Source organism: Pseudomonas sp. UBA5666 (genome assembly GCF_002420785.1).
Classification (GTDB): domain Bacteria; phylum Pseudomonadota; class Gammaproteobacteria; order Pseudomonadales; family Pseudomonadaceae; genus Aquipseudomonas; species Aquipseudomonas fulva.
Genome location: NZ_DIIQ01000051.1, coordinates 35,143 through 59,416, shown reverse-complemented (window position 1 = coordinate 59,416; position 24,274 = coordinate 35,143). Strand labels below are relative to the sequence as shown.

The 24,274-nt window shown below is 61.9% G+C and carries 24 protein-coding genes; 12 read left to right on the top strand and 12 right to left on the bottom strand.

Going from position 1 to position 24,274, the window contains the following annotated elements; genetic code table 11:
- Positions 1–49: 49 nt before the first annotated feature.
- Entirely contained in the window at positions 50–940 is an 891-nt protein-coding gene (locus B2Y33_RS22055) for a LysR family transcriptional regulator ArgP (protein ID WP_288633425.1), read from the bottom strand.
- 91 nt (positions 941–1,031) lie between these two features.
- On the opposite strand from B2Y33_RS22055, the gene B2Y33_RS22050 reads away from it, so the two are divergent.
- The 9 genes from B2Y33_RS22050 (at position 1,032) to B2Y33_RS22010 (ending at position 10,995) form a co-directional block, all read left to right on the top strand.
- Positions 1,032–1,631 (top strand): LysE/ArgO family amino acid transporter, encoded by a 600-nt coding sequence (locus B2Y33_RS22050; protein ID WP_206405657.1) that lies wholly within the window; start codon positions 1,032–1,034, stop codon positions 1,629–1,631.
- A 251-nt stretch (positions 1,632–1,882) separates the two neighbouring features.
- A complete protein-coding gene (locus B2Y33_RS22045) occupies positions 1,883–2,479 on the top strand; it encodes a superoxide dismutase (protein ID WP_206405656.1) in 597 nt (198 codons plus the stop codon).
- Positions 2,480–2,712: 233 nt separating this feature from the next.
- Positions 2,713–4,767: a putative bifunctional diguanylate cyclase/phosphodiesterase gene (locus B2Y33_RS22040; protein ID WP_059183299.1), complete on the top strand. Its 2,055-nt coding sequence runs from the start codon at positions 2,713–2,715 to the stop codon at positions 4,765–4,767.
- Between the two features lie 151 nt (positions 4,768–4,918).
- The gene (locus B2Y33_RS22035; RefSeq protein ID WP_027914507.1) at positions 4,919–6,256 is read left to right on the top strand and encodes an imelysin family protein; all 1,338 of its coding nucleotides are present in this window, start codon (positions 4,919–4,921) and stop codon (positions 6,254–6,256) included.
- Positions 6,257–6,393: 137 nt separating this feature from the next.
- Entirely contained in the window at positions 6,394–6,876 is a 483-nt protein-coding gene (locus tag B2Y33_RS22030) for a hypothetical protein (RefSeq protein WP_027914506.1), read from the top strand.
- A 12-nt stretch (positions 6,877–6,888) separates the two neighbouring features.
- Entirely contained in the window at positions 6,889–7,275 is a 387-nt protein-coding gene (locus B2Y33_RS22025) for a hypothetical protein (RefSeq protein WP_027914505.1), read from the top strand.
- A 108-nt stretch (positions 7,276–7,383) separates the two neighbouring features.
- On the top strand, positions 7,384–8,811 hold the full coding sequence (locus B2Y33_RS22020; RefSeq protein ID WP_206405655.1) for a di-heme oxidoredictase family protein: 1,428 nt from the start codon (positions 7,384–7,386) through the stop codon (positions 8,809–8,811).
- 19 nt (positions 8,812–8,830) lie between these two features.
- Positions 8,831–9,895: an imelysin family protein gene (locus tag B2Y33_RS22015; RefSeq protein WP_027914503.1), complete on the top strand. Its 1,065-nt coding sequence runs from the start codon at positions 8,831–8,833 to the stop codon at positions 9,893–9,895.
- A gap of 2 nt (positions 9,896–9,897) precedes the next feature.
- A complete protein-coding gene (locus B2Y33_RS22010) occupies positions 9,898–10,995 on the top strand; it encodes a DUF1513 domain-containing protein (protein WP_027914502.1) in 1,098 nt (365 codons plus the stop codon).
- A 27-nt stretch (positions 10,996–11,022) separates the two neighbouring features.
- Here B2Y33_RS22010 and B2Y33_RS22005 read toward each other — a convergent pair whose 3' ends face one another.
- The 4 genes from B2Y33_RS22005 to colR form a co-directional block, all read right to left on the bottom strand.
- Positions 11,023–11,256: a hypothetical protein gene (locus B2Y33_RS22005; protein WP_023534390.1), complete on the bottom strand. Its 234-nt coding sequence runs from the start codon at positions 11,254–11,256 to the stop codon at positions 11,023–11,025.
- A gap of 148 nt (positions 11,257–11,404) precedes the next feature.
- Positions 11,405–12,085, bottom strand: a complete 681-nt coding sequence (locus B2Y33_RS22000; RefSeq protein ID WP_206405654.1) for a class I SAM-dependent methyltransferase — start codon at positions 12,083–12,085, stop codon at positions 11,405–11,407.
- A 108-nt stretch (positions 12,086–12,193) separates the two neighbouring features.
- The gene (locus B2Y33_RS21995) at positions 12,194–13,501 is read right to left on the bottom strand and encodes a sensor histidine kinase (RefSeq protein WP_206405653.1); all 1,308 of its coding nucleotides are present in this window, start codon (positions 13,499–13,501) and stop codon (positions 12,194–12,196) included.
- On the bottom strand, positions 13,491–14,174 hold the full coding sequence (gene colR / locus B2Y33_RS21990; protein ID WP_023534349.1) for a two-component system response regulator ColR: 684 nt from the start codon (positions 14,172–14,174) through the stop codon (positions 13,491–13,493). Before colR ends, B2Y33_RS21995 begins: the two co-directional genes overlap by 11 nt.
- Positions 14,175–14,356: 182 nt before the next feature.
- Here colR and B2Y33_RS21985 point away from each other — a divergent pair, with 182 nt between their 5' ends.
- Positions 14,357–15,085 (top strand): phosphatase PAP2 family protein, encoded by a 729-nt coding sequence (locus B2Y33_RS21985; RefSeq protein ID WP_110607304.1) that lies wholly within the window; start codon positions 14,357–14,359, stop codon positions 15,083–15,085.
- Between the two features lie 91 nt (positions 15,086–15,176).
- Here the strand turns inward: B2Y33_RS21985 and groL are convergent, their stop codons facing one another.
- From groL to B2Y33_RS21960, 5 genes are all read right to left on the bottom strand, one after another.
- Positions 15,177–16,820 carry a chaperonin GroEL gene (gene groL, locus B2Y33_RS21980; protein ID WP_027914498.1) on the bottom strand — a complete coding sequence of 548 codons (1,644 nt, stop codon included), beginning with the start codon at positions 16,818–16,820 and terminating at the stop codon, positions 15,177–15,179.
- A 50-nt stretch (positions 16,821–16,870) separates the two neighbouring features.
- Complete coding sequence (locus B2Y33_RS21975) at positions 16,871–17,164, bottom strand: co-chaperone GroES (RefSeq protein WP_003251905.1); 294 nt, start codon at positions 17,162–17,164, stop codon at positions 16,871–16,873.
- Positions 17,165–17,399: 235 nt separating this feature from the next.
- Complete coding sequence (locus tag B2Y33_RS21970; protein WP_027914497.1) at positions 17,400–17,864, bottom strand: FxsA family protein; 465 nt, start codon at positions 17,862–17,864, stop codon at positions 17,400–17,402.
- 67 nt (positions 17,865–17,931) lie between these two features.
- Entirely contained in the window at positions 17,932–18,663 is a 732-nt protein-coding gene (locus tag B2Y33_RS21965) for a HugZ family protein (protein WP_027914496.1), read from the bottom strand.
- Positions 18,664–18,767: 104 nt separating this feature from the next.
- Complete coding sequence (locus B2Y33_RS21960; protein WP_288633420.1) at positions 18,768–19,778, bottom strand: DUF481 domain-containing protein; 1,011 nt, start codon at positions 19,776–19,778, stop codon at positions 18,768–18,770.
- Positions 19,779–19,940: 162 nt separating this feature from the next.
- On the opposite strand from B2Y33_RS21960, the gene B2Y33_RS21955 reads away from it, so the two are divergent.
- Entirely contained in the window at positions 19,941–20,282 is a 342-nt protein-coding gene (locus B2Y33_RS21955; protein ID WP_033695031.1) for an MGMT family protein, read from the top strand.
- Between the two features lie 42 nt (positions 20,283–20,324).
- Positions 20,325–21,872, top strand: coding sequence for an AmpG family muropeptide MFS transporter (locus B2Y33_RS21950; protein WP_027914493.1), 1,548 nt, complete (start codon positions 20,325–20,327; stop codon positions 21,870–21,872).
- A gap of 36 nt (positions 21,873–21,908) precedes the next feature.
- Here B2Y33_RS21950 and B2Y33_RS21945 read toward each other — a convergent pair whose 3' ends face one another.
- Both B2Y33_RS21945 and B2Y33_RS21940 read right to left on the bottom strand, forming a co-directional pair.
- Positions 21,909–23,153, bottom strand: a complete 1,245-nt coding sequence (locus B2Y33_RS21945; protein WP_049696494.1) for an MFS transporter — start codon at positions 23,151–23,153, stop codon at positions 21,909–21,911.
- A 191-nt stretch (positions 23,154–23,344) separates the two neighbouring features.
- Positions 23,345–24,187, bottom strand: a complete 843-nt coding sequence (locus B2Y33_RS21940) for a mechanosensitive ion channel family protein (RefSeq protein ID WP_104925872.1) — start codon at positions 24,185–24,187, stop codon at positions 23,345–23,347.
- Between the last annotated feature and the right edge of the window lie 87 nt (positions 24,188–24,274).

Genomic DNA, 24,274 nt, shown 5'->3' with positions numbered 1-24,274 from the left:
TAACACTCCGCCTTGCCTGATGTTCAGAAGCCTTTGACGCCCTTAGGCGCTACAACGGCACCAGCCAGTGCCGGGCGCTGTGGCGCAGGTGGTCGGTCAGCTGTGCCAGCAGTTGCCCGCCGTTACGCCAATGATGCCAGTACAACGGTACATCGATCGGGGTATCGCTGCAGATTTCCACCAATTGGCCGCTGGCCAGTTGCTCGCGGGCCTGCAACTCGGGCACCAGCCCCCAGCCCAACCCCGCTTCGGTCATGCGCAAAAAGCCTTCGGATGAGGGGCATAAATGATGCAGAAAACCGTCCTGCATGCCCAAAGAGGCCAGGTAGCGGTGCTGCAGGAAATCGTCGGGGCCGTAGACGATCGCGGGCGTGCGGGCCAGGCGACGGGCATCGAATCCCTGGACAAAATGCTGCTTCATGAAGGCAGGGCTGGCCAAGGCCCGATAGCGCATCGCCCCCAGCGCCAGACTGCGGGCGCCGGCCACTGGGCGTTCGCTGCCGCACAGGCAGGCGGCCACGTCGCCGGCGCGCATGCGCTTGAGGCCCACTTCCTGGTCCTCGACCACCAAATCGGTAAGCACCTTGTGCTCGGCGCAGAATTGCCCCACGGCGCCGGCCCACCAAGTGGCCAGGCTATCGGCATTGAGCGCGATGCGCAGACGCTCCGGCATGCCCCCGTCTTCGAGCGCGGGTACCTGACGCTGCAGGTCGCGCTCAAGCAGGCGTACCTGCTGCACATGGTTGAGCAACTGCCGGCCTACCTCCGTCGGGCCAGGCGGCGCGATGCGAACCAGTACCGGCTGCCCCACGCGCGCCTCCAGCAGCTTGATGCGCTGCGACACGGCCGATTGAGACAGGCCCAGCACCTGCGCGGCGCGCTCGAAACCGCCTTGCTCGACGACAGCAGCAAGCGCCGCGAGCAACTTGTAGTCGAACATCGATTTTCCTAATGCCCAGTGAGCTTTATTGATTTTTCTTATAACCCGTAACTTGTCACACTGGCCAGCATCTTTCGAGGAGTCGTCTTCCATGTGGCAGAGTTATCTCAATGGCCTGCTGGTCGCCCTGGGCCTGATCATGGCCATCGGCACGCAGAACGCATTCGTCCTGGCGCAAAGCCTGCGCCGCGAGCATCACTTGCCGGTGGCAGCGCTGTGCATCCTGTGTGATGCCCTGCTGGTCGCCGCAGGTGTGTTCGGCCTTGCCACGGCCCTGGCCCATAACCCGACGCTGCTGAGCGTTGCCCGCTGGGGGGGCGCGGTGTTCCTCATCTGGTACGGGGCCAAGGCGCTTCGCAGCGTCTTTTCCGACCAGAGCCTGCAGCACCAGCAGGGCCATGGCATGCGCTCACGGCGCGCCGTGCTGCTCAGTGCACTGGCGGTCACCTTGCTCAACCCCCACGTTTACCTCGACACCGTGCTGCTGATCGGCTCGCTCGGGGCCCAGCAGACGGCGCCGGGCGCCTACGTGGCCGGGGCTGCCAGTGCTTCGCTGCTGTGGTTCTCGACCCTGGCGATCGGGGCGGCCTGGTTGGCGCCCTGGCTGGCACGGCCAGGCACCTGGCGACTGCTGGACCTGATGGTGGCCGTGATGATGTTCGCCGTGGCAGCGCAACTGATCTTCAACTGATCGTACGGGCTCGTGGGTGCCAACGGGCGACTTACCTGCCTGTCCGGTCTGGAAACGACTGCCACCGGTCGCTGCCCGCCAAGGCGCCTGGAACCTCTAATCCCTATGTTTGTTGCGTGGTTATGCGCCAAGGCTTGGTGCTATGATCCAGCCCTTGCGTCGCAAAGAGTACAAACTCGCCGACGCACATAGGGCCGCCCGTGATCGGCCCTGCGCAAACCGCGAACTAGACCTGAATCAGGAGATCTACCATGGCTTTTGAATTGCCGCCGCTGCCCTACGCCCACGATGCCCTGCAGCCGCACATCTCCAAGGAAACCCTGGAGTATCACCACGACAAGCACCACAACACCTATGTCGTGAACCTGAACAACCTGGTCCCGGGCACCGAATTCGAAGGCAAGACCCTCGAAGAGATCGTCACCTCTTCGTCGGGCGGCATCTTCAACAACGCCGCTCAAGTGTGGAACCACTCCTTCTACTGGAACTGCCTGTCGCCAAACGGCGGCGGCCAGCCGACCGGCGCCCTGGCAGAAGCCATCAACACCGCTTTCGGTTCCTTCGACAAGTTCAAGGAAGAGTTCACCAAGACGTCCGTCGGCACCTTCGGTTCCGGCTGGGGCTGGCTGGTCAAGAAAACTGATGGTTCCCTGGCGCTGGCCAGCACCATCGGTGCCGGCAACCCGCTGACCAGCGGCGATACCCCGCTGCTGACCTGCGATGTCTGGGAACACGCCTATTACATCGACTACCGCAACCTGCGGCCGAAGTATGTCGAGGCGTTCTGGAACCTCGTCAACTGGGCCTTCGTGGCCGAGCAGTTCGAAGGCAAGACCTTCAAGGCCTGAGCCTCGTAACGCTCTGAGAGCCCGGCACGTGCCGGGCTTTTTTATGCCTGCTGTTCGGCGATGTGGCACTTGCTCAGTGTGCATAGCGCGCTAACATCAAACTTCCGGTTTCTTGACGAGGCCCACTCAAGTTACCCAGGGCTTCAACCGATACACTGCTAATGACCCTCCCGTAGTGAAAGGTCGTGATTGATGGCAAAATAATGTCATTTGCATGGATTAAGGAACCTCCCTTGAAGCTGGAATTGCGTAACAGCTTGTCGGTCAAGTTGCTAAGGGTCGTGCTCCTGGCGGCGCTAGCGGTCGGCGTCGTGCTCAGCTGTGCGCAAATCGTCTATGACACCTACAAGACACGCCAGGCCGTCAACAATGACGCCCAGCGTATTCTCGACATGTTCCGCGATCCTTCCACACAGGCGGTCTACAGCCTGGACCGAGAAATGGGCATGCAGGTCATGGAAGGCCTGTTTCAGGACGAGTCGGTTCGAATGGCCTCCATCGGCCACCCCAACGAGACGATGCTGGCAGAAAAGTCCCGACCCTTGCAGGACATGCCCCTGCGTTGGCTCACCGACCTGATTCTTGGCCAGGAGCGTAGCTACTCCACGCAGCTGGTAGGCCGGGGGCCCTACAGTGAATATTACGGCGACCTCAACATCACCCTCGATACGGCGGCCTATGGCGAAGACTTTCTGATCAATGCCGTGATCATCTTCATATCCGGCGTGCTTCGAGCGCTTGCCATGGGGCTGGTGCTGTACCTGGTCTACCACTGGCTGTTGACCAAGCCACTCTCCAAAATCATCGAACACCTCACCCAGATCAATCCGGATCGCCCCAGCCAGCATCAGATCCCACTGATCAAAGGCCATGAGAAGAACGAGCTCGGCCTTTGGGTGAACACCGCCAACCAGTTGCTGGCATCGATCGAGCGCAATACCCATCTGCGCCATGAGGCCGAGAACAGTCTGCAGCGCATGGCCCAGTACGACTTCCTCACCGGCCTGCCCAATCGCCAGCAACTGCAGCAGCAACTGGACAAGATTCTGGTGGACGGTGGGCGCCTGCAACACCGGGTGGCCGTGCTATGCGTAGGCCTGGATGATTTCAAGGGCATCAACGAGCAGTTCACCTACCAGGTAGGCGACCAGTTGCTGCTGGCCTTGGCCGATCGTCTGAGGGCCCACAGCGGACGACTGGGCGCGCTGGCGCGGCTGGGGGGCGACCAGTTCGCGCTGGTGCAGGCCAACATCGAACAGCCCTACGAAGCGGCAGAGCTTGCGCAAAGCATCCTGGATGACCTGGAAGTGCCCTTCGACCTGGACCACCACCAGCAGATCCGGCTGCGCGCAACCATTGGCATCACCCTGTTCCCGGAAGACGGCGACAGCACCGAAAAACTCCTGCAAAAAGCCGAGCAGACCATGACCCTGGCCAAGGCGCGCTCACGCAATCGCTACCAGTTCTATATCGCGAGCGTGGACACCGAGATGCGTCGGCGCCGTGAGCTGGAAAAGGACCTGCGCGAGGCCCTGCCACGCAACCAGCTGTACCTGGTGTATCAACCCCAGATCAGCTATCGCGATCATCGCGTTGTAGGGGTCGAGGCGCTGTTGCGCTGGCAGCATCCGGAACTGGGCATGGTGCCGCCCGATCAGTTCATACCGCTGGCCGAACAGAACGGCAGCATCATCGGGATCGGCGAGTGGGTGCTCGACCAGGCCTGCCGGCAATTGCGCGAATGGCACGACCTGGGCTTCAGCGAACTGCGCATGGCGGTCAACCTGTCCACCGTCCAACTTCACCACAGCGAACTGCCGCGGGTGGTGAACAATTTGCTCCAGGCCTATCGCCTGCCCCCGCGCAGCCTGGAACTGGAGGTGACCGAGACTGGCCTGATGGAGGACATCAGCACCGCGGCCCAACACCTGCTGAGCCTGCGCCGCTCGGGCGCCCTGATCGCCATCGACGACTTCGGGACCGGGTACTCGTCATTGAGTTACCTCAAGTCCTTGCCCCTGGACAAGATCAAGATCGACAAGAGCTTCGTGCAGGACCTGCTCGATGACGACGATGACGCGACCATCGTGCGCGCCATCATCCAGTTGGGCAAAAGCCTGGGCATGCAGGTCATTGCCGAAGGCGTGGAAACCGCCGAACAGGAAGCCTACATCATTGCCCAAGGCTGTCACGAGGGCCAGGGCTACCACTACAGCAAACCGCTGTCGGCCCGGGAACTGACCAGCTTCCTCAGGCAGGCCCAGCGCAATCAGGTTTCCGTGCTCTGAGTGCACAGATGACACGTCGTGACCTGCTTTTACATGAATCGCAGGCTGGACCCTTTACAGCAAATGCAAATCTTTCGCATGATGTGTCGGTTCAACGTGCCATCGCGCACGGTTCATCCATGGTCCAACCACACGACGCAGGAAACCAACAATGATTCGAACGCCCCTGGCCTCTGCCAGTCTGCTGGCCATTGCCATCGCTCTCGCCGGTTGCGGTGAAGGCAAGGACGACAAGACCGCCGCGCCGCAAGCCCAGGCGCCCGCTGCCGCCAGCACCCCTGCAGCAACGCCGGGGGCTGTCGACGAAGCCGCTGCCAAGGCCGTGGTCAAGCACTACGCCGAGATGGTCCATGCCGTGTACAGCGACTCGCTGAGCACCGCCAAAACCCTGCAGAGCGCCGTGGACGCATTCCTCGCCACGCCCAACGATCAGACGCTCAAGGCCGCCAGGGACGCCTGGGTCGCTGCACGCGTGCCATACCTGCAAAGCGAAGTGTTCCGCTTCGGCAACACCATCATCGACGACTGGGAAGGCCAGGTGAACGCCTGGCCCCTGGACGAAGGCCTGATCGACTACGTCGACACCAGCTATGAGCACGCCCTGGGCAACCCGGCAGCCAGTGCCAATATCATCGCCAACACCGAGATCCAGGTGGGCGAAGAGAAGATCGACGTCAAGGACATCACCCCGGAGAAGCTGGCCAGCCTCAACGAGTTGGGCGGCTCCGAAGCCAACGTCGCCACCGGCTACCACGCCATCGAATTCCTGCTATGGGGCCAGGACCTGAACGGTACCGGCCCAGGTGCGGGTAACCGTCCGGCGTCGGACTACCTCGAAGGCCAGGGTGCCACGGGTGGTCACAACGACCGCCGCCGTGCCTACCTCAAGGCCGTCACCGACCTGCTGGTCGCCGATCTCGACGAGATGGTTGCCAACTGGGCGCCGAACGTGACCGACAACTATCGCGCCAAGCTCGAAGCCGAGCCTGCCACCGACGGCTTGCGCAAGATGCTGTTCGGCATGGGCAGCCTGTCGCTCGGTGAGCTGGCCGGTGAGCGCATGAAGGTGTCCCTGGAGGCGAACTCGCCCGAGGACGAACACGACTGCTTCAGCGACAACACTCACTACTCGCATTTCTACGATGCCAAGGGCATTCGCAACGTCTATCTGGGCGAGTACACCCGCCCCGATGGCACCAAGCTGACCGGGCCTAGCCTGTCGTCACTGGTGGCCAAGGCCGACCCTGCCGCCGATGCGACCTTGCGCGCAGACCTGGAAGCCACCGAAGCGAAGATCCAGGTGATCGTCGATCACGCCCTCAAAGGCGAGCACTACGACCAACTGATCGCTGCCGACAACACCGCCGGCAATCAGATCGTGCGTGATGCGATTGCAGCCCTGGTCAAGCAGACCGGTGCCATCGAACAGGCAGCCGGCAAACTGGGTATCGACAACCTGAACCCTGACACAGCCGACCACGAGTTCTGATCCCACCCTTGTGCAGCACTCGACGCCCGGCCTAGAGCCGGGCGTTTTCATGTCTGCGGCAGCGCTTCCCGCTGCCTGGCAGGCCGATGATCGACCACCCTGTACGCATCATTCAATCGCCAACAGGGAGGCAGCCAATGCTGCAGATTCTCGATGTCTGGGGAGAGGGCCGGATCGTGCAGCGCGCTGAAGGCGCGAACCTGATCACAGGATTTCACAACGCCTATAACCTCAACAAAGCAGGGCAGCGCATCTCCAACGGCCCATTTGCTGGCGGGCCGATTCCCAACTTGATCCTGGTGTATGAGTACGACGCGCCCAAGTTCCCGATCGACGATCACTCCGTCCCGCATGTCACCCTCATGGGCGCGCCGATCACCCACACGGTGGCCGAGGAAATGTGCCGTGTATTGGCAGGGTCAGGCAAGGTCTACCTGTACGACCCCAACGAAAGCGACCGACGACTGTTCGAAGCCGTGGCTCACGAGTATGGCCTGCAACCTTTGGGTCGCTTCGATCCAGCCACCCTCGAACCGCCCTTCAATGAAATCACCTTGCTCGCGGCCTACGTATACCGCGCCCCGAGCGCCCCCTTGCCACGTCCGAGTACTCATCCATAAAGGAGATACACCATGGCCAGCGTCACCTACCTGCGTTCCATTGCCAACAACACGCCTTATACCCTGACTTTGGTTGACGGAGAGAGCCGTAGCCAAAGCCTGGCAATTGGCGCCCAGCACGCCTGGAACGGCTCGCTCGCGGTACCTTGGATCGGTAAATCCAAAGAGAACTACAAGGCGCTGCGCTTGATTCTGGGGCCAGGTGCAGAGACCAACATTTGGGTTTTTCAGGATTACTGGCAGCCCGCCCACAAGGATGTAGTGAAATACCTGACCGCCTCGTCCATGGAATACACCAGCGAAGAAGTGATGGAGGTCCCGGGCGATAATCATGAAGGCGGTAGCAAGAACCTCATCGTCAGCCTGGTCAATCGCCAGTTCAAACTCTTCATGGCATAAGCACCTGCCAAGACGATTTCATCCAGCAAACGCAAATTGCTCTTATTCAATGATCCTGGGCCTGATAAGCTTGCACGCCGGTTTTTAAGTTCAGGCCCAGGATTCTGCATGTCCCTGCCGCTGTCCCGACTTGCCCCTCTGCTGCTGGTCTTTGCCCTCGCTGCCTGTGATGACGCTCCGCGTTTCACCCAGGCCGAGCCGGGCGAAGCGCTGTCAGGTGGCAAGACGACCGTGTTGCGCAGTGACCGCAATGCGTATTCGCAGCCCGCTGCCAATCTCTCCCCTGAGCGGCGCCTGGACTTTGCCGTGGGCAACAGTTTCTTTCGCAACCCGTGGGTCATCGCCCCCTCTACCACAACGGCGCGCGACGGCCTGGGCCCCTTGTTCAATACCAACGCCTGCCAGAACTGCCATGTGCGCGACGGGCGTGGCCACCCCCCCGCAACAGATGCCAGCAATGCAGTTGGCATGCTCGTGCGCCTGTCGATACCTGACCAGCCCTACCTGGCCAAGGTCATCGAACGGCTCGGGGTGGTACCGGAACCTGTGTACGGCACCCAGCTTCAGGACATGGCCATTCCTGGCGTAGTGCCTGAAGGCAAGGTGCGCATGACCTACACCCCGCAGACGGTCTCGTTCAAGGATGGCTATCAGGTCGAGCTGCGCATGCCTGCGTTGCAGATCACTCAGCTGGGCTATGGGGCGATGCACCCGGACACGCGCTTTTCGGCACGCGTGGCGCCACCGATGATCGGCCTGGGCCTGCTCGAGGCGATCCCCGAGGCCGACCTGCTGGCCAACGAAGACCCGGACGACCGCAATCGCGACGGGATTCGTGGGCGCGCCAACCGCGTATGGGACGACGCTCAGGGACGTTCAGTTGTTGGCCGCTTTGGGTGGAAAGCGGGCCAGCCCAACGTGAACCAGCAGAACGCGCATGCGTTCGCCGGCGACATGGGCCTGACGACGGCATTGCAGCCCAACGACGACTGCACCCAGGCGCAGGTCGAATGCCGCGCAGCGCCCAATGGCGACGGCGTGGCAGGCGAAAAGGAAGTCAGTGACAACATCCTGCGCCTGGTCACCTTCTATACACGCAACCTTGCAGTACCGGCCCGGCGGGATGTGTCTGACCCCCAGGTGCTTGCAGGCAAGAACCTGTTCCACGAGGCCGGCTGCCAGAGTTGTCACATTCCTCAGTTCACCACCGCCAGCGATGCCGCCGAGCCGGAGCTCGCCGGTCAGACCATCCGGCCCTATACCGATCTGCTGCTGCATGACATGGGGCCCGGACTTGCCGATGAACGAACCGAATTTGCCGCCAACGGCCAGGACTGGCGCACGGCCCCGCTCTGGGGAATCGGCCTGAGCGAAACGGTCAGCGGTCACTCGCAATTTCTGCATGACGGACGCGCGCGCAACTTGCTCGAAGCGGTGCTGTGGCACGGCGGCGAAGCCCAGGCAGCACGCGATTTCGTCCTTACATTCGATGCCGAGCAGCGCGCTGCGCTGCTGGCTTTTCTGAACTCACTTTAAACATGCACAGGAGCCGGCCATGTTCCGACCCAAACTGTTGTTTACCAGCCTCGCTGCCCTGGCCCTTGGCGCCTGCTCGCCGCAGGATCCGCAGGCCGTCACCTCCGCGGCCATCGCCAAGCAGGTGATCCTGCCCACCTACAGCCGCTGGGTCGAAGCCGACCGCATGCTGGCCGCCAGCGCCCTGGCTTTCTGTGAAGGCAAGGAGACCCTGGAAAAGGCGCGCGCCGATTTCCTCAATGCGCAAAAGGCCTGGGCCGAACTGCAACCCTTGCTGGTGGGTCCACTGGCCGAAGGCAACCGTGCGTGGCAGGTACAGTTCTGGCCTGACAAGAAGAACCTGGTCGGCCGTCAGGTCGAGCAATTGGTCAATGCGGACAAGCCTGTCGATGCGGCCTCCCTGGCCAAGGCCAGCGTTGTCGTCCGCGGCTTGTCGGCCTATGAGTACATCCTATTCGACAGCAAGCCGGACATCGCCACGGCCGAGCAGAAGGCGCGATACTGCCCGATGCTGGTGGCCATCGCCGAGCACCAGAAGGGGCTGGCCGAGGAAATTCTCAAGGGCTGGAACAGCACTGATGGCATGCTCTCGCAGATGACCAAGTTCCCCAATCAGCGCTACGCCGATTCGCACGAGGCCATCGCTGACCTGCTGCGCGCACAGGTGACCGCTTTGGACTCACTGAAGAAGAAGCTGGGTGCGCCCATGGGGCGGCAAAGCAAAGGCATCCCACAGCCGCTGCAGGCTGAAGCCTGGCGTAGCCACAACTCCATGAACAGCCTCCAGGCCAGCCTCAAGGCGGCCCAGGCGGTCTGGGTGGGTGTGGACAATCAAGGGCTGCGCGGGCTGCTGCCTAGCGATCAGAAGGCGCTTGCGCAAAAGATAGACGATGCCTACGCCACATCGTTGAAGTTGCTGGCCGACAATCAGAAAACCCTGGGCGAGCTGCTGGCCGACGATGCAGGCCAGCAGACCCTCAACCAGATCTACGACAGCCTCAACGTCGTGCATCGCCTGCATGAAGGTGAGTTGGCCAAGGCACTTAACATTCAGTTGGGCTTCAACGCCAACGACGGTGACTGATCATGCTGCGACGCCAGGCCCTGAAACTCGGTAGCGTTGTACTCAGTGCCCTCACCTTGGGCGGCTGGACGCTTCTGCGCAACAAAGGTAGCGAGCCCCTGCTGCTTTCGGCACGCGACGACGCCGACGGCAAGCACTACGCCGTGGGCTATCGCCTGGACGGCACCCAGGTGTTCAGCACCCAGGTCGCCCAGCGTTGCCATGCCATCATCGATCACCCCGACCGGCCCGTCGCCCTGTTCGTGGCTCGCCGCCCGGGGACCGAAAGCTACCTGGTCGATCTGCGCGACGGGAAGCTGTTGCAGACGGTGGTATCGCCGCCCGACCGGCATTTCTATGGTCATGCCGTGCTCCACAAGGACGGCCAGTGGCTATACACCACCGAAAACGATACCCGTGACCCTGGCCGTGGCGTGCTGGGGGTCTACCGTTTCGACGACGAGCGCCTGGTGCGCACAGGCGAGCTCAGCACCCACGGCATTGGTCCGCACGAAGTCGCCTGGCTGCCGGACGGCGAAACGCTGGTAGTCGCCAACGGTGGCATCCGTACCGAAGCCGAAAGCCGGGTGGAAATGAACCTTGATGCCATGGAGCCGAGCCTGGTGCTGATGCAGCGCGACGGCACCTTGTTGAGCAAGGAAACCCTGGCCCAGCAGATGAACAGTGTTCGTCACCTGGCGGTAGCACGCGACGGCACCATTGCCGCGTGCCAGCAGTTCATGGGGGATGCCTCGGATACTGCCGAGCTACTGGCGATCAAACGGCCGGGCCAGCCTTTCCAGGCTTTCCCCGTTGCGCAACACCAGCTACAGGCCATGGCCCAGTACACCGCCAGCGTGGCCATTCACGACGAACTGCGTCTGGTGGCCTTGACAGCACCACGGGCTAACCGCCTGTTCGTCTGGGACCTGGACAGCGGCGCCGTTCGTCTGGATGCGCCCATGCCCGACTGTGCCGGGGTTGGTGCGGTGAAGGACGGGTTCGTCGTGACATCTGGCCAAGGCCGTTGCCGGTTCTATGATTGCCGCAAGCATCAGCTCGTCGGCCAGCCCCTGAACCTGCCTTCAGGCTTCTGGGACAATCACCTGCACCTAATCTGAAATGTGCGTCAGGCCATGCCCTGCGGCTTAGCCGAACGGCCGCAGGCCCTGGCGCATGCCGAACAGGAACAGCAGCAGGTCATGATCAGGCTGCACCTTGGCCTGCTGCTGCGGCTTTACCTCTCGCGGCAGTGCACATTGTTCAGCCAGCTCCGATTGGCTGAACACCACTGTTTTTGGTTGTTCCCACGCTGCCACCGCAACGGTAGTGAGCGCCAGGCCCCCAACCAGGAACAAAGTTCGAGCTATTTCTAGTTTCATTGCCCTAACCCTTTGACAGCGCTGCCAAACGCTACCTCATCAACGTAGTGCAACCTACGCCCCTTTGCACGCTTGAACGACGAATGGCGGCACCTGTCACATGGGTGATCACGCAAAGGGCGCTGCCCTCGAGAGCCGTCAATGCGCCTCAACCCTTGCGCAATACATACACACGCCACATGGCATAAAACGGCAGGAAGTCGAGACGCTCCTGGATTCTGAAACCCGCGGCAGCGAATTCCGCCTCGACCGTTTCGGTGGGTAACACAAAACGGTTCTGGTAACTTCCTGGACCCTGCTCGGCGCCGCGACGCTGCTCGAGCTTCCTGCGCCGCCAGGCTTTGAAATTGCCATCCACCCACAACGACACAATCACGCTGTCTCGGCTAACCCGATGAAACTCATTGAGAATCGCTTTTCTGTGCGCCGCTTCGCCAATGTGGTGAAACAGACGCATGCAAAAGATGCTGTCCACCGCGTTGTCCGGCAATTCGATGGCAAAGGCCGAGGTCTGCAAAGGTCGTACCCGGGCCACGATTTCCGGTGGTTGGGCCGCGCATGCCGTCTCGATCATGTCGGCAGAATTGTCTGCTCCGATGATCACGCGGTTGGCTTTTTCCGCCAGCAGTGGCCAGAAGCGACCCGCCCCGCAGGGCAGGTCCAGGACCAGGCCCGGCTCGCCCGCCAGCATCAGGGCCCGTCGAGCCAACTGTTCATCGCGCTTATGGGAAAGGCGCCTGGCCAGGCCAGCCTGGTGCTTCAAAAAATACTGTTGGGCATGGGCCTTGTCGTATTTACGGGAAAACTCGAGGTTGATGGGGCTACGCATCGGGCATCTCCTGATTCCAATGGCGGCCAGACTAAGCAGCCAAGCGTTGGAATCAGGTTATGGCCTTGTGAAAAAAGCGTTCTTCAATAGGATATTTCTTACAGGCTATTACGAAAGTGTGTTCAGCTCGCCTTTGGCTACGGTGCTGCTGAGGTCCACTTGGAAACGGCAGCCATGGGGGTGGGTCGAGGTCAGGGTGACCTGCCAGCCTTGGTCATCGCAAATGCGCTGGACCAACGACAAGCCCAGGCCAAGCCCTTCACCTCGGCGCTCATCCCCCCGCACGAAGGGCTTGAACATGGCTTCGCGCTGCTCCTCCGGGATGCCTACCCCGCTGTCTTCCACGGTGAAATGCGTGGCTTGCAGGGTCAGACGAATGTAACCGCTGTCGGTGTAATGGGCAGCATTACGCAGCAAGTTGCCCATGACCGATTGCAGGAAGGTGGCGTTGTACAAGACCGGACCTGCGTTACCACGGCCTTCGTAATGCAGCGTCAGCCCCTTTTGTTCGATGGTGTCGCGCCATACTCCGATCAATTCGTCCCCCACCTCGCGCAGGGTTGCCCGCGAAGCCACAGCGCCTTCGTCTCTTTGGGCCCGGGCCAGCATGAGGAAGGTTTTTACCAGCTCGCGCATTTCCTCGGTGGCGCGGGCTACCCGTTCGACCTGACTGCGCGAGCGCGCGTCCAGTGCCGGGTTTTCCATGAGCAGCTCGCACGAGGTGGCCAGCACCATCAGCGGCGTACGCAACTCGTGGCTGACGTCGCTTGTGAACAGGCGCTCGCGCGTCAAGGCATCGCGCAGACGGCCCAGGGTGTCGTCGAAGGCCACTGCCAACTGCCCGACCTCGTCGGCGGCGTAATCAGGCGTCAATGGTGGCGCCAACCCCAACAGCTGATCGCGATGGCGCACTTGGCGCGCCAGGCGGATGACCGGCGCCATCACCCGACGCGCCACCAACCAGCCCAGAATCACGGCGAGCACCAGGCTCAATACGAACCCTACGACCACCACCGCGAACAGCAGCCGTTCTCGCTCCTCGAAGTCGCTTTGATCCTGCAACAGCACGTAGCGACGACCGTCCACGATCTCCACCATGGCGTGATACGAAAGCTGATCGCGAAAGACCTCGTGGAAACCCCGGTCCAGATGGCGCAGGTCCTTTGGCAACTCGAAGTCGTCCCGCCCGCCACTGAAGTAGAACAGTTGGTCCGGTCGCGGACGGTGACTCCAGTCGCTGACGCTGTCCATGCGCAACAGACGCTGCAAGTCACCGCCGAGCACCGACGAAATCAGGCGTTCTTCCACCAGGTGCACGGTAGAAACGATACCCACGGCGAAAGCCCCCGCCACCAGCGCGCTCATCAACGCAAAGGCAATGATGATGCGCTGGGCAAGGCTCTGTTTAAACTCCATCGCGGCCCTCGGCGAGGCGATAGCCGACGCCATGGACGGTATGCAGCAGGGGTTTTTCAAAGGGTTTGTCGATCACCTGGCGCAACTGGTGTACATGGCTGCGCAGGCTGTCGCTGTCGGGGCAGTCATCGCCCCACAGGGCTTCTTCGAGCACTTCGCGCCGCAACACGTGCGGGCTCTTCTGCATGAGCACCGCCAGCAGTTTCAGGCCGACCGGGTTGAGCTTGAGCAGGCGGCCTTGCCGGCTGACCTCGAGTGTGTCGAGGTCGTAGCTCAGGTCTGCAACCTGCAGCGTGCGACGTCCACCACCCTGCGCCCTGCGCAGCACGGCTTCGATACGCGCAGACAGCTCGGACAAGGCGAAGGGCTTGAGCAGGTAGTCATCGGCGCCGGAACGGAAGCCTTGCAGCCGATCGTCCAGCTGATCGCGGGCGGTGAGCATGATCACCGGCGTGTCGCGGCGTGCGTCTTCGCGCAGGCGCTTGCACAGCGTATAGCCATCGATGCCCGGCAACATGATGTCGAGCACGATCAGGTCATAGTGCTCGGTCGCTGCCAGGTGCAGGCCCGACAACCCATCCTGGGCACAGTCGACGGTATAGCCCTTCATGCCGAGGTAATCGGCAAGGTTGGCCAGAATATCGCGGTTGTCTTCAACCAAGAGGATGCGCATGAATTTCTCCTGTGCGACGCTGCTCGCGGTGATGCGCGGCAGGCGCAGCTTAAGGCCTAAGCCTGCGGGGTGCCAGCCTTTGGATGAATTCAGGCGGCTTGACGTTTTTTTCACCGAACCTTCACGGACACAGCATAGAAGCGGCCTGACAATGCGCGACCTTCTCGCGCCCTGGAGCCGCCATGCAGCAATCAAATTGCCCTCGCCCCTTGAACCTGTGGCTGTACCTGGGTATTCCAATGGCCATCATGCTTGGGCTGGTGGCGCTCGAATGGACGTCGGTGGACATGGACATAGCCAACCTGTTCTTCGATACCGCCACCGGGCAGTTCATCGGTCGCCACAGCTACCTGCTGGAGAACATCCTGCATGACCGGGTCAAGCAGGGCGTAATCGTGTTGGGCGTACTGGCACTGGCTGTGTTCGCGGCAAGTTTCTTGGTCAAGGGTTTGTACAGCTGGCGCCGCGAACTGGGCTGCCTGGTGCTCGCACTGGGGGTGTCCACCGCCTTCGTCACACCGCTTAAGAAACTGACGCAGGTGCAGTGCCCTTGGAGCCTCACGCAGTTCGGCGGCTCGGAAACCTACAGCAAGCTGCTCGAGCCAAGGCCTGCTACCGACAAGCCGGGGCTGTGCTGGCCGGGCGGTCACGCGACCACGGGGTTCTGCCTGTTCGCGCTGTTTTTCGCGTTGCGTGATCGTAAACCGCGCCTCGCGCGCGTGGCATTTGCGGTCGCCCTGATCGCCGGTACGGTCCTGTCGGTGGGCAGGATGATGCAAGGGGCGCACTTTTTGTCCCACAACGTGTGGACGGCCGTGTTCTGCTGGCTGATCGGCCTGGGTGCCTACTACTTGGTGCTGTACCGCAGACGGGCAGCAGACAGGCCAGCCGCCGAGCCCAACCCTGCCTGAGTCAGTGCCCCCCGCGAGTGCCGAGCCCTGAACGAAAAAGCCCCGGCTCTTGCGAGCCGGGGCTTAGGGGTATAGCGAGGGTAAGGCTGGCTTACATCATGCCGCCCATGCCACCCATGCCGCCCATGTCAGGCATGCCGCCGCCTGCTGGCTTGTCTTCCGGCAGGTCAGCAACCATGGCTTCGGTGGTGATCATCAGACCGCCGATCGAAGCAGCAGCTTGCAGTGCCGAACGGGTAACCTTGGCTGGGTCCAGGATACCCATTTCGATCATGTCGCCGTACTCGCCGGTCGCAGCGTTGTAGCCGTAGTTGCCCGAACCCTGCTTGACCTTGTCAGCCACAACGCTTGGCTCGTCGCCGGCGTTGGCAGTGATCTGACGCAGCGGGGATTCGACCGCACGGCGCAGCAGCGAGATACCGACGTTCTGGTCTTCGTTGTCACCTTTGAGGTCAACGATTGCAGACAGGGCGCGCACCAGGGCAACACCACCGCCAGGCACCACGCCTTCCTCGACCGCTGCACGGGTAGCGTGCAGTGCGTCTTCGACGCGGGCTTTCTTCTCTTTCATTTCGACTTCGGTGCCAGCACCGACCTTGATGACGGCAACACCGCCGGCCAGCTTGGCCAGACGCTCTTGCAGCTTCTCACGGTCGTAGTCCGAAGAGGTTTCTTCGATCTGAGCACGGATCTGCTTGACGCGACCCTGGATATCGTCTTCAGCGCCAGCGCCGTCGATGATGATGGTGTTTTCCTTGGACAGGGTAACGCGCTTGGCGTTGCCCAGGTGTTCCAGGGTAGCGGTTTCCAGGGACAGGCCGATTTCTTCGGAGATGACCTGGCCGCCAGTCAGGACGGCGATGTCCTGCAGCATGGCCTTGCGACGGTCGCCGAAGCCTGGAGCCTTGACTGCTGCAACCTTGACGATGCCGCGCATGTTGTTGACGACCAGGGTAGCCAGGGCTTCGCCTTCGACGTCTTCAGCAACGATCAGCAGCGGGCGGCCGGCCTTGGCAACGGCTTCCAGTACTGGCAGCAGCTCACGGATGTTGGAGATCTTCTTGTCGACCAGCAGCAGCAGCGGGCTGTCCAGCTCGGCAACCATGGTGTCTGGCTTGTTGACGAAGTACGGGGACAGGTAGCCGCGGTCGAACTGCATGCCTTCGACGACCGACAGCTCGTTTTCCAGGCCCGAACCTTCCTCGACGGTGATGACGCCTTCCTTGCCGACCTTCTCCATGGCTTCGGCGATGATTTCACCGATGGAGCTGTCGGAGTTGGCGGAAATGGTACCGACCTGGGCAATGGCCTTGGAATCGGCGCATGGCTTGGACAGGTTCTTCAGCTCGGCAACGATGGCGGAGGTCGCCTTGTCGATGCCGCGCTTGAGGTCCATCGGGTTCATGCCGGCAGCGACGGCCTTCAGGCCTTCGTTGACGATCGACTGAGCCAGCACGGTCGCGGTGGTGGTGCCGTCACCGGCTGCATCGTTGGCCTTGGAAGCGACTTCCTTGACCAGCTGGGCGCCCATGTTCTCGAAGGCGTCCTTGAGCTCGATTTCCTTGGCGACGGAAACGCCGTCCTTGGTGATGGTCGGCGCGCCGAAGCTCTTGGCCAGTACCACGTTACGGCCTTTCGGGCCCAGGGTCGCTTTTACCGCGTCAGCCAGAACGTTGACACCAACCAGCATTTTCTTGCGAGCGGAATCGCCGAATTTTACGTCTTTAGCAGCCATGATCGTTTAATCCTTGATAAATCTTTGGAGTAACGGGAAGTCGGTGGAAATCAGCCTTCAACAACGGCCAGGATTTCGTTTTCGGCCATGACCAGCAGGTCTTCGCCGTCGACTTTCACGGTGTTGCTACCCGAGTACGGGCCGAAAACCACTTTGTCACCCACTTTCACGGCCAGTGCACGTACTTCGCCGTTGTCCAGGACGCGGCCAGTGCCGACGGCGACGACTTCGCCGCGGTTTGGTTTTTCAGCGGCCGAACCTGGCAGGACGATACCGCCAGCGGTTTTCGATTCTTCTTCGCTGCGACGGATGACGACGCGGTCATGCAGAGGACGAAGCTTCATTGTCGATCTCTCCCAAATTGTGGTTTTCATCGGCCGGTGTCGACACCGGCGGGTTGATGCTGTCCGGCGTTGCCGGAAGGCCGCTCGCAACGAGCAAACGGCCTGAGTCATGTCTGGTGTCACCACCAGAAACCTTGCGGTGACCACTACATGAGGCCGTCCGAATCGATTACAAGGCTTGGCAGGGAATTTTTTTTGCCCAGGCATGAAAAAGGGCCGCTTGGCGGCCCTGTTCTCACTGATCGCGGCGCTCGTACTCGCCTTCGATCACATTGGGCCGATGGCCCCCGTCACGCGGGGGCTGGCCCTGCAAAGGGTCATCCTGAAACGCTCGCTGGCGGGTCGCCTGGGCCTGGGCACGCTCGCGCATCTTGCGAGCCGCCAGACGGCGGGTGAAGGGCAACAGGCACAGCAGGCCGAGCACGTCGCTGATGAAACCGGGGATCATCAGCAGCCCGCCGCCGACCGCCAGCATCATGCCATGGAACATGTCCTCGGCAGGCAGCTCACCGCGTTGCAGGCTTTCACGCGCACGCAGGGCCGTGGCCAACCCGGCGACTCGCATGACCAAGACCCCGAGGGCGGAGCCGGCGATAATCAGCAGCAATGCGGGGAAGAACCCGATGGCACCGCTGACTTTCACGAAGACGAACAGCTCCAGCACTGGAAACAGCAGAAGCAGCAGTAGAAAAACACGCATCAAAGCATTCCTCGTCGCAAGACACCCTTGCAGTAAGACCTACAAATGGATGCGTGTGCTCCGCTTTTCAAGCAGGTATTTCGCTCGAAGCCGGCCAGCGGTCGGCGCGGGCCAGAAAAACCAAGGCTTCGCGCACTTGTGTCGGCGTATTGCAATGAGTCGGAAATGCCAACCAGTGGATCGCCTGGCCGATGCGCAGGTGCATCCCTTCGCTGTCGATACCGACCAACTGCGCAGGCATGTGGCTGGGAAGCTGGGCAAGCTGCACATAGTGCGCGATGGCCACGGCATGGTCGCTGTTCATGTGCTCGATCATGCCGCTCTCGACCTTGCCGGCGAACGGATTGGCCAAGGTCACCTTGTCGAGCCAGTGGATGGCACCGAAGCCACCGATGTAGCGATGCCGTACCGGCTCAAGCACCCAGAAATCGAAGTCGTGAGCCTGGTGGTAGTCGGCCGCGTCCGGGAAGTAGCGGTAATAGCGCAGGGCCGCTGCCTCGATGCTGGCCGGGTCCTGCAGCTTGCTCGCCTCGGCCATGACGGTCAGTCGCCCGACCGCCTGCACGTCCTGCGCCTCACGCTCGCCCACCAGCAGCGAACACTTGGCGTCCTTGTGCAGGTTATGCGTGTGCTGGGCGATACGGCTGATCAGGATGAGCGGCCTGCCCTCTGCATCGAGGCAATAGGGCACGACCGAACCGAACGGGAAACCAGGCATGGACTTGGAATGGGTCGACAAGACCCCCCGGTATTCCTTGAGCAACAATTCCCGGGCAGGACGGACGGCGTTCTCACTCACTTCGAAACCCCTCGATGAAACCCTGCAGGCAGCAGGCGGTGATGGCAGGCACAAGACCGACAAGGGCAGGCCTGACTCCAATCGCCCAGCTTAACCCCGATGGCTTACCAGGTAACGCCAAAGCCTGCAGTGTAGCGGGTCTTGTCCAGGTCGCTCTCGCGGGTGCCACTGATGATGTCCTTCTCGGCCTTGAGGTTCAGCGACGCCCAGTCGGTGACCTTGTAGCGCAGGCCCACTTCGGAGTCCAGGGAATAGTCGGCGACATTGCCCAGGGGCTTTGCCAGCTCGCCGTTAGTGAACAGCTGCACCTTCTTGCCGATCAGGTAGCGGGTGTAGTCCCACTTCACGGCGGCGGAATAGAAGTTGTCCTTGTCACCGTCCTGGTACTCGAAGTCGGTACGGTTGATCAGCGAGCCCAGCGAGAAGGCACCCAGCTCGTCGTCCCAGAACTGGTAGCCAGGGCCAGTACCCACCGTGCGCTGGCGGGCGAGGTCTTCGATACGGTCACGCTTGTACTCGGCACGCCCCTGCCAGAACCATTTCTCGGTCAGGAAGCGGTCCAGCGCATACTCGGCGCTCCAGTTGTCGGTGGTGGTGACATCGTCCTTGGTCTCGCGGTTGTACTCGCCTTCGGCGTTATGACGCCAGCGCCCATGGCGTGCAGTGGTCTTGAAACTGACGTCGTAGTCGTCGGTGTCGTTCTCGGCCCGCTTGTAGTCCAGCGCCACATCGACATTGCCTTTCCAGACCAGGTCCTCGACCACCGGCTTGGGCTTCATGATCTGCTCGATGCTCGCCAGGTCCACCGTCTTGGGTGCCTCGCCGTTGGCCAGGGTCACTTTGCCTGCCTCGGCAGCCTGAAGCGACTTGGCCTTCTCGCCGGAGTAGGCATCCTGCTTGACCAGCAGCTCCTGGTCGCTTTCAAGGGTCTTCACCTGTTTCCAGTCCAAGGCGATCGAACCGCCGTAAGGCGTTTCGAGCAGCAGCTTGCCGCCGTCGAAGACCTTGATCTTGCCGCTCAGGCGGTCGCCATTTTTCATCCAGACAGTATCGGCGAACGCCGAGGAGACGCAGCAGGAGGCGGCGAGCAGTGAGAGCAGTAATTTGAAGGACATAAGCGGGCTACAGGTTCGATTTGGCGAGAAAACCGGGCATTATCCAGATGCAACCGGCAAGAGCAAGCAAAGACCTGCCACGCGCCGATGAGTTCCACTCTCATTTGCCGGCCGTTGGTCAGGTTTCATGTAAACCCCAGGGAGGGCCTGGTGTTCGACGCGATGGAGCATACTTTGGAAACTGCAGAGGGCCGACGGACGGCATTGTATTCAGTGCTCGGCCAGGTGCCTGTCGGGCGCGTGGTGAGCTATGGCCAACTGGCAGCGCTTGCCGGGCTTGGCAAGGCCGCCCGGTGGGTGGGCCGCACGCTGTCCCAGTTGCCTGAGGGCACGCGCTTGCCTTGGCATCGGGTGCTGGGCGCAGGCGGTCGCCTGAGCCTGCCTTCAGGTACGCCATCGGGCGATGAGCAACGGGCCCGTTTGCGTGCCGAAGGGGTGCACGTGGCCAACAATCGCGTGGATATGACGCGCCATGGCTGGCGCCCGATGGAGCACAGCGGTTAGAGTGCGCGCTTTGTCCTGGAAACTTGAGGCAGATGTTGGTCCATGCCCCGTAAAACCTGGCGCGCTGCGCTCGCTGCCTATGCCAGCCCGTCAACCCTGGTGCTTTTGCTGCTCGGCTTCGCGGCCGGCCTGCCTTACATGCTGGTGTTCTCGACCCTCTCCGTATGGTTGCGCGAAGCCGGCGTAGCCAGGGAAACCATCGGCTATGCCAGCCTTATCGGCCTGGCCTATGCCTTCAAATGGGTGTGGTCGCCGCTGCTGGACCAATGGCGTTTACCGCTTCTGGGCGGCATGGGGCGTCGCCGTTCCTGGCTGCTGCTGTCCCAGGCACTGGTCGTGGTGGGCCTGGTCGGCATGAGCCTGTGCGACCCGCAACAGCACCTTTCGTGGCTGATCGCCCTGGCCGTCCTGGTGGCCTTTGCCTCGGCCACCCAGGATATCGCCGTGGATGCCTACCGCCTGGAGATCGCCGATGACCAACGCCAGGCGGCCCTGGCCGCCAGCTACATGGCCGGTTATCGCGTCGCTGCCCTGCTCGCCACCGCCGGCGCGCTGTTCTTTGCCGAATGGTTTGGCTCCACCGGGTTCAGCTACCTGCACAAGGCGTGGGCCGGCACCTATGTGATGTTCGCAGTCATGATGCTTCCGGCCCTCTTCACGACCCTGGTCATGCGCGAGCCACCCGTGCCCCTGCGCACCCAGCTTTCGGCAGCCCGCTACGGGTTGGCCCACCAGTTGGCCTCGGTATTCGTGCTCATCATCCTGCTGGTGTCGGTGCCGGCCAGCTTCACGCAGATGTTCAATACAGGCTGGTCGAGCGTGATCTCGGGCGACGCCACGCCCCTGGACCTGCTGCTCGAGGACCGCGCCTTCCTGCGCTTGATCCTGTACGTGCTGCTGTCCTGGGCTTGCCTGTCGAGCCTTGGCCGCCGCGGCCTTGCGCCGGTGCTCACGCCCATCAATGACTTCATCGTGCGCTACCGCTGGCAAGCCCTGCTGCTACTCGGGCTGATCGCCACCTACCGCATGTCCGACACGGTAATGGGCGTCATGGCCAACGTGTTCTACATCGACATGGGCTTTACCAAAGACCAGATCGCCAGTGTCAGCAAGATTTTCGGCCTGATCATGACCTTGGTGGGCGCCGGCGTGGGCGGCCTGCTCATCGTGCGCTTCGGCATCATGCCCATTCTGTTCATCGGTGGCGTGGCGTCAGCCGGCACCAACATTCTGTTCCTGATGCTGGCGGACATGGGCCCGAATCTGGAAATGCTGGTGGTGACCATTTCGCTGGACAACTTCAGCTCCGGCATGGCGACTTCAGCCTTTGTCGCCTACTTGTCGAGCCTGACCAACCTCAAGTTCTCGGCCACCCAGTATGCGCTACTGAGCTCGATCATGTTGCTGCTGCCACGCTTAATCGGTGGCTATTCCGGCGTCATGGTGGAGAAGTTCGGGTACCACGATTTCTTCCTGATCACCGCGCTGCTTGGCGTGCCGACCTTGATCCTGATCGCCTTGCAGTGGCGCCAGGACAGCACGCCCGGCCAGTCGGCGAGCCCACCTGCCCCGGCCTCCGAGCAGCCCTGAACCGCCTGCCTTGCAAGGGCAAGGCATGTGTACCGCCTAAGGCATCACAGCCGCTTGGGCACTGCGCGCCCTTAACAGCGACCACAGCGGCCACAGGGCTAGCCCCCCTGCCACACTGGCCGCCACGGCAAAGTGCAAAAGGCTCGCCCCGGCACCGATCATGGCCAGCAAGGCCCCGCCTAATCCCAGCAGCGCGATGGTGATCATGCCGAGCATGGCCGAGACCAGGCCTTTGCTTTGAGTGCTTGCGAACAATGTCATGCGATAGAGCACGGCATTGGCGATACCCAGGCCCAGTGCGTAGAGCGACAGACCTGCCACCAGGCTGATAACGCTCGGCCATACCCAGGTTGCCACCACCATCAGGCAGAGCCCTGCCACATAAGGCCACAGCGCACCGCGCACCAACGTCGGCAGCGGATGACGGTCGGCAATGTGGTTGATGATCAGGTTGCCCAGAATCAGCCCACCAAACACCGGCAACTGCCACAGGGCATAGGCGAGCGTGCTTAGCCCCTCATCGTGGATGAGCAGCACCGGGGACAGGCCAATCCAGCCGATCAACGGCAGACCAACCAGGCCCAGGGCGGCGCTGCCGGCGACGAAACGCCGGTTCGACAGGAGCTGCCCGTACCCGGCCAGCAACGGCAACAGGTGGATCGGGGTGAAGGCCAGGCGCGAGCCGTCGCGCCGCTCCACACCCAAGGTTTCGGGCATCAACCGATACAGCAGCAACCAGGCAACCACAGCGCCAATGGCAAACGCCACGAACAACCAGCGCCAGTCCAGCCATTGCAGCATCAGCGTCCCCACCAAAGGCCCCAGCAGTGGCGACAGCAAGGCGATATTGGCCAGCAAGGCCATCATGCGCACGGCATCCGCCTCGCTGAATGCCTCGTTGAGTGCGGGATAACTGACCGTGACCACAAAACCCAGTCCGATGCCTTGCAGCAGACGCAGCAGGTTGAACAGGCCAATGTCATGGACCCAGAAGGTGCCCAGGCACGCCAGGCCGAAGAATGCGCAACCGGTGAGCAGCAGCGGTCGGCGGCCGTAGCGATCGGCCAACGGCCCGATCAGCCATTGCAGCAAGACCCCCCCGAGCAGGTAGAGATTGAGCGCGTGGGGAATGTATTCGGGGCCGGCCTTGAGCTCGCCCACCACAACGGGCATCGCCGGCATGACGGCGTCGCTGGCCAGGTAGGTCAGCAGCTCGAACAGCGCGAGTGTCAGGCCAAACAACAAGGCCCGCAGCGGGGTGATGTACAGCAGTGGTTTCATGATGGTTTACGAAGATGACGGTGGGACGAGGCTATATGCCAGAAATCCCGATGACTGACTGTGAGCAAGTGTAAGCGCGCGAATAGATCCCCTTGAGCAACGAAGCCCGCCCTGCGCGCCCAGCAGGCCCTGTGAAGGACGCTGCTGAACCCGGAGGGCGGGCTCGATCGATGCCAGCCTGTGCTGAGGCCTTACTGCGCGGCCGTTTCCTGCACCACGCGAATGACCCGCTGCGGGAACGGAATGTCGATCCCTTCCGCCTTCAAGCGGTCACGTGCCTGCTCGTTGAGCATGAAGATCACGTCCCAGTAGTCCGAGGTCTTGGTCCACAGACGCAGCGAGACGGTGATCGAGCTGTCACCCAGGGTAGACACCACCGCCACAGGGGCAGGGTCGGCCAGCACACGTGGGTCCTGCGCCAGCTCCAGCAGGACGTTGCGCGCCTTCTGCAAGTCAGCCTCGTAGTCCACCCCCACGTCGAACACCACCTTGCGGGTGGGTTGGCGGTTGGTGTTGGTGATGATCCCGTTGGACAGGGAGCCGTTGGGCAGGATCACGGTCTTGTTGTCGCCGGTACGCAGCACCGTGTGGAAAATCTGGATGCTGTCCACGGTACCGCTTACGCCCTGCGCCTCGATCCAGTCACCGATGCGGAACGGGCGGAACAGCAGGATCAGTACGCCGCCTGCGAAGTTCGCCAGGCTGCCTTGCAACGCCAGGCCGATGGCCAGGGTAGCACCACCGATGGCCGCCACGAAGGAGGTCGTCTCGATACCGATCATCGAGGCCACGCTGATGGCCAGCAGGATCTTCAACACGATGTTGGCCAGCGTGCGGATGAAGTTCTGCAGCGCCGGGTCGTGGACTTTCAGGCCCACGAGCCGTGCCAGCCGGTCGCTGACGATGTTGGTCACCCACCAGCCGATGGCGAGGGTCACCAGCGCCAGCAGCAGGCGGCTGCCGTACGCCATGATCATGGGAATCCAGTTTTCGGATTGGCGGACCAGCTGATCGACTTCAGCACTCAAATCCATATTCATCTCCTGATGCCGAACGGCGATTGCACAATACGTCAGGCCGCCTGCATTTCAGCGGCCAGGCCCCCATGGACAGCCGTGAGT

What these genes read in the sequence shown, in the direction of transcription:
- B2Y33_RS22055 (WP_288633425.1), bottom strand. Translation starts at nt 940, where the DNA reads ATGTTCGACTACAAGTTGCTCGCGGCGCTTGCTGCTGTCGTCGAGCAA.
- B2Y33_RS22050 (WP_206405657.1), top strand. Translation starts at nt 1,032, where the DNA reads ATGTGGCAGAGTTATCTCAATGGCCTGCTGGTCGCCCTGGGCCTGATC.
- B2Y33_RS22045 (WP_206405656.1), top strand. Translation starts at nt 1,883, where the DNA reads ATGGCTTTTGAATTGCCGCCGCTGCCCTACGCCCACGATGCCCTGCAG.
- B2Y33_RS22035 (WP_027914507.1), top strand. Translation starts at nt 4,919, where the DNA reads ATGATTCGAACGCCCCTGGCCTCTGCCAGTCTGCTGGCCATTGCCATC.
- B2Y33_RS22030 (WP_027914506.1), top strand. Translation starts at nt 6,394, where the DNA reads ATGCTGCAGATTCTCGATGTCTGGGGAGAGGGCCGGATCGTGCAGCGC.
- B2Y33_RS22025 (WP_027914505.1), top strand. Translation starts at nt 6,889, where the DNA reads ATGGCCAGCGTCACCTACCTGCGTTCCATTGCCAACAACACGCCTTAT.
- B2Y33_RS22020 (WP_206405655.1), top strand. Translation starts at nt 7,384, where the DNA reads ATGTCCCTGCCGCTGTCCCGACTTGCCCCTCTGCTGCTGGTCTTTGCC.
- B2Y33_RS22015 (WP_027914503.1), top strand. Translation starts at nt 8,831, where the DNA reads ATGTTCCGACCCAAACTGTTGTTTACCAGCCTCGCTGCCCTGGCCCTT.
- B2Y33_RS22010 (WP_027914502.1), top strand. Translation starts at nt 9,898, where the DNA reads ATGCTGCGACGCCAGGCCCTGAAACTCGGTAGCGTTGTACTCAGTGCC.
- B2Y33_RS22005 (WP_023534390.1), bottom strand. Translation starts at nt 11,256, where the DNA reads ATGAAACTAGAAATAGCTCGAACTTTGTTCCTGGTTGGGGGCCTGGCG.
- B2Y33_RS22000 (WP_206405654.1), bottom strand. Translation starts at nt 12,085, where the DNA reads ATGCGTAGCCCCATCAACCTCGAGTTTTCCCGTAAATACGACAAGGCC.
- B2Y33_RS21995 (WP_206405653.1), bottom strand. Translation starts at nt 13,501, where the DNA reads ATGGAGTTTAAACAGAGCCTTGCCCAGCGCATCATCATTGCCTTTGCG.
- colR (WP_023534349.1), bottom strand. Translation starts at nt 14,174, where the DNA reads ATGCGCATCCTCTTGGTTGAAGACAACCGCGATATTCTGGCCAACCTT.
- B2Y33_RS21985 (WP_110607304.1), top strand. Translation starts at nt 14,357, where the DNA reads ATGCAGCAATCAAATTGCCCTCGCCCCTTGAACCTGTGGCTGTACCTG.
- groL (WP_027914498.1), bottom strand. Translation starts at nt 16,820, where the DNA reads ATGGCTGCTAAAGACGTAAAATTCGGCGATTCCGCTCGCAAGAAAATG.
- B2Y33_RS21975 (WP_003251905.1), bottom strand. Translation starts at nt 17,164, where the DNA reads ATGAAGCTTCGTCCTCTGCATGACCGCGTCGTCATCCGTCGCAGCGAA.
- B2Y33_RS21970 (WP_027914497.1), bottom strand. Translation starts at nt 17,864, where the DNA reads ATGCGTGTTTTTCTACTGCTGCTTCTGCTGTTTCCAGTGCTGGAGCTG.
- B2Y33_RS21960 (WP_288633420.1), bottom strand. Translation starts at nt 19,778, where the DNA reads ATGTCCTTCAAATTACTGCTCTCACTGCTCGCCGCCTCCTGCTGCGTC.
- B2Y33_RS21955 (WP_033695031.1), top strand. Translation starts at nt 19,941, where the DNA reads ATGGAGCATACTTTGGAAACTGCAGAGGGCCGACGGACGGCATTGTAT.
- B2Y33_RS21950 (WP_027914493.1), top strand. Translation starts at nt 20,325, where the DNA reads ATGCCCCGTAAAACCTGGCGCGCTGCGCTCGCTGCCTATGCCAGCCCG.
- B2Y33_RS21945 (WP_049696494.1), bottom strand. Translation starts at nt 23,153, where the DNA reads ATGAAACCACTGCTGTACATCACCCCGCTGCGGGCCTTGTTGTTTGGC.
- B2Y33_RS21940 (WP_104925872.1), bottom strand. Translation starts at nt 24,187, where the DNA reads ATGGATTTGAGTGCTGAAGTCGATCAGCTGGTCCGCCAATCCGAAAAC.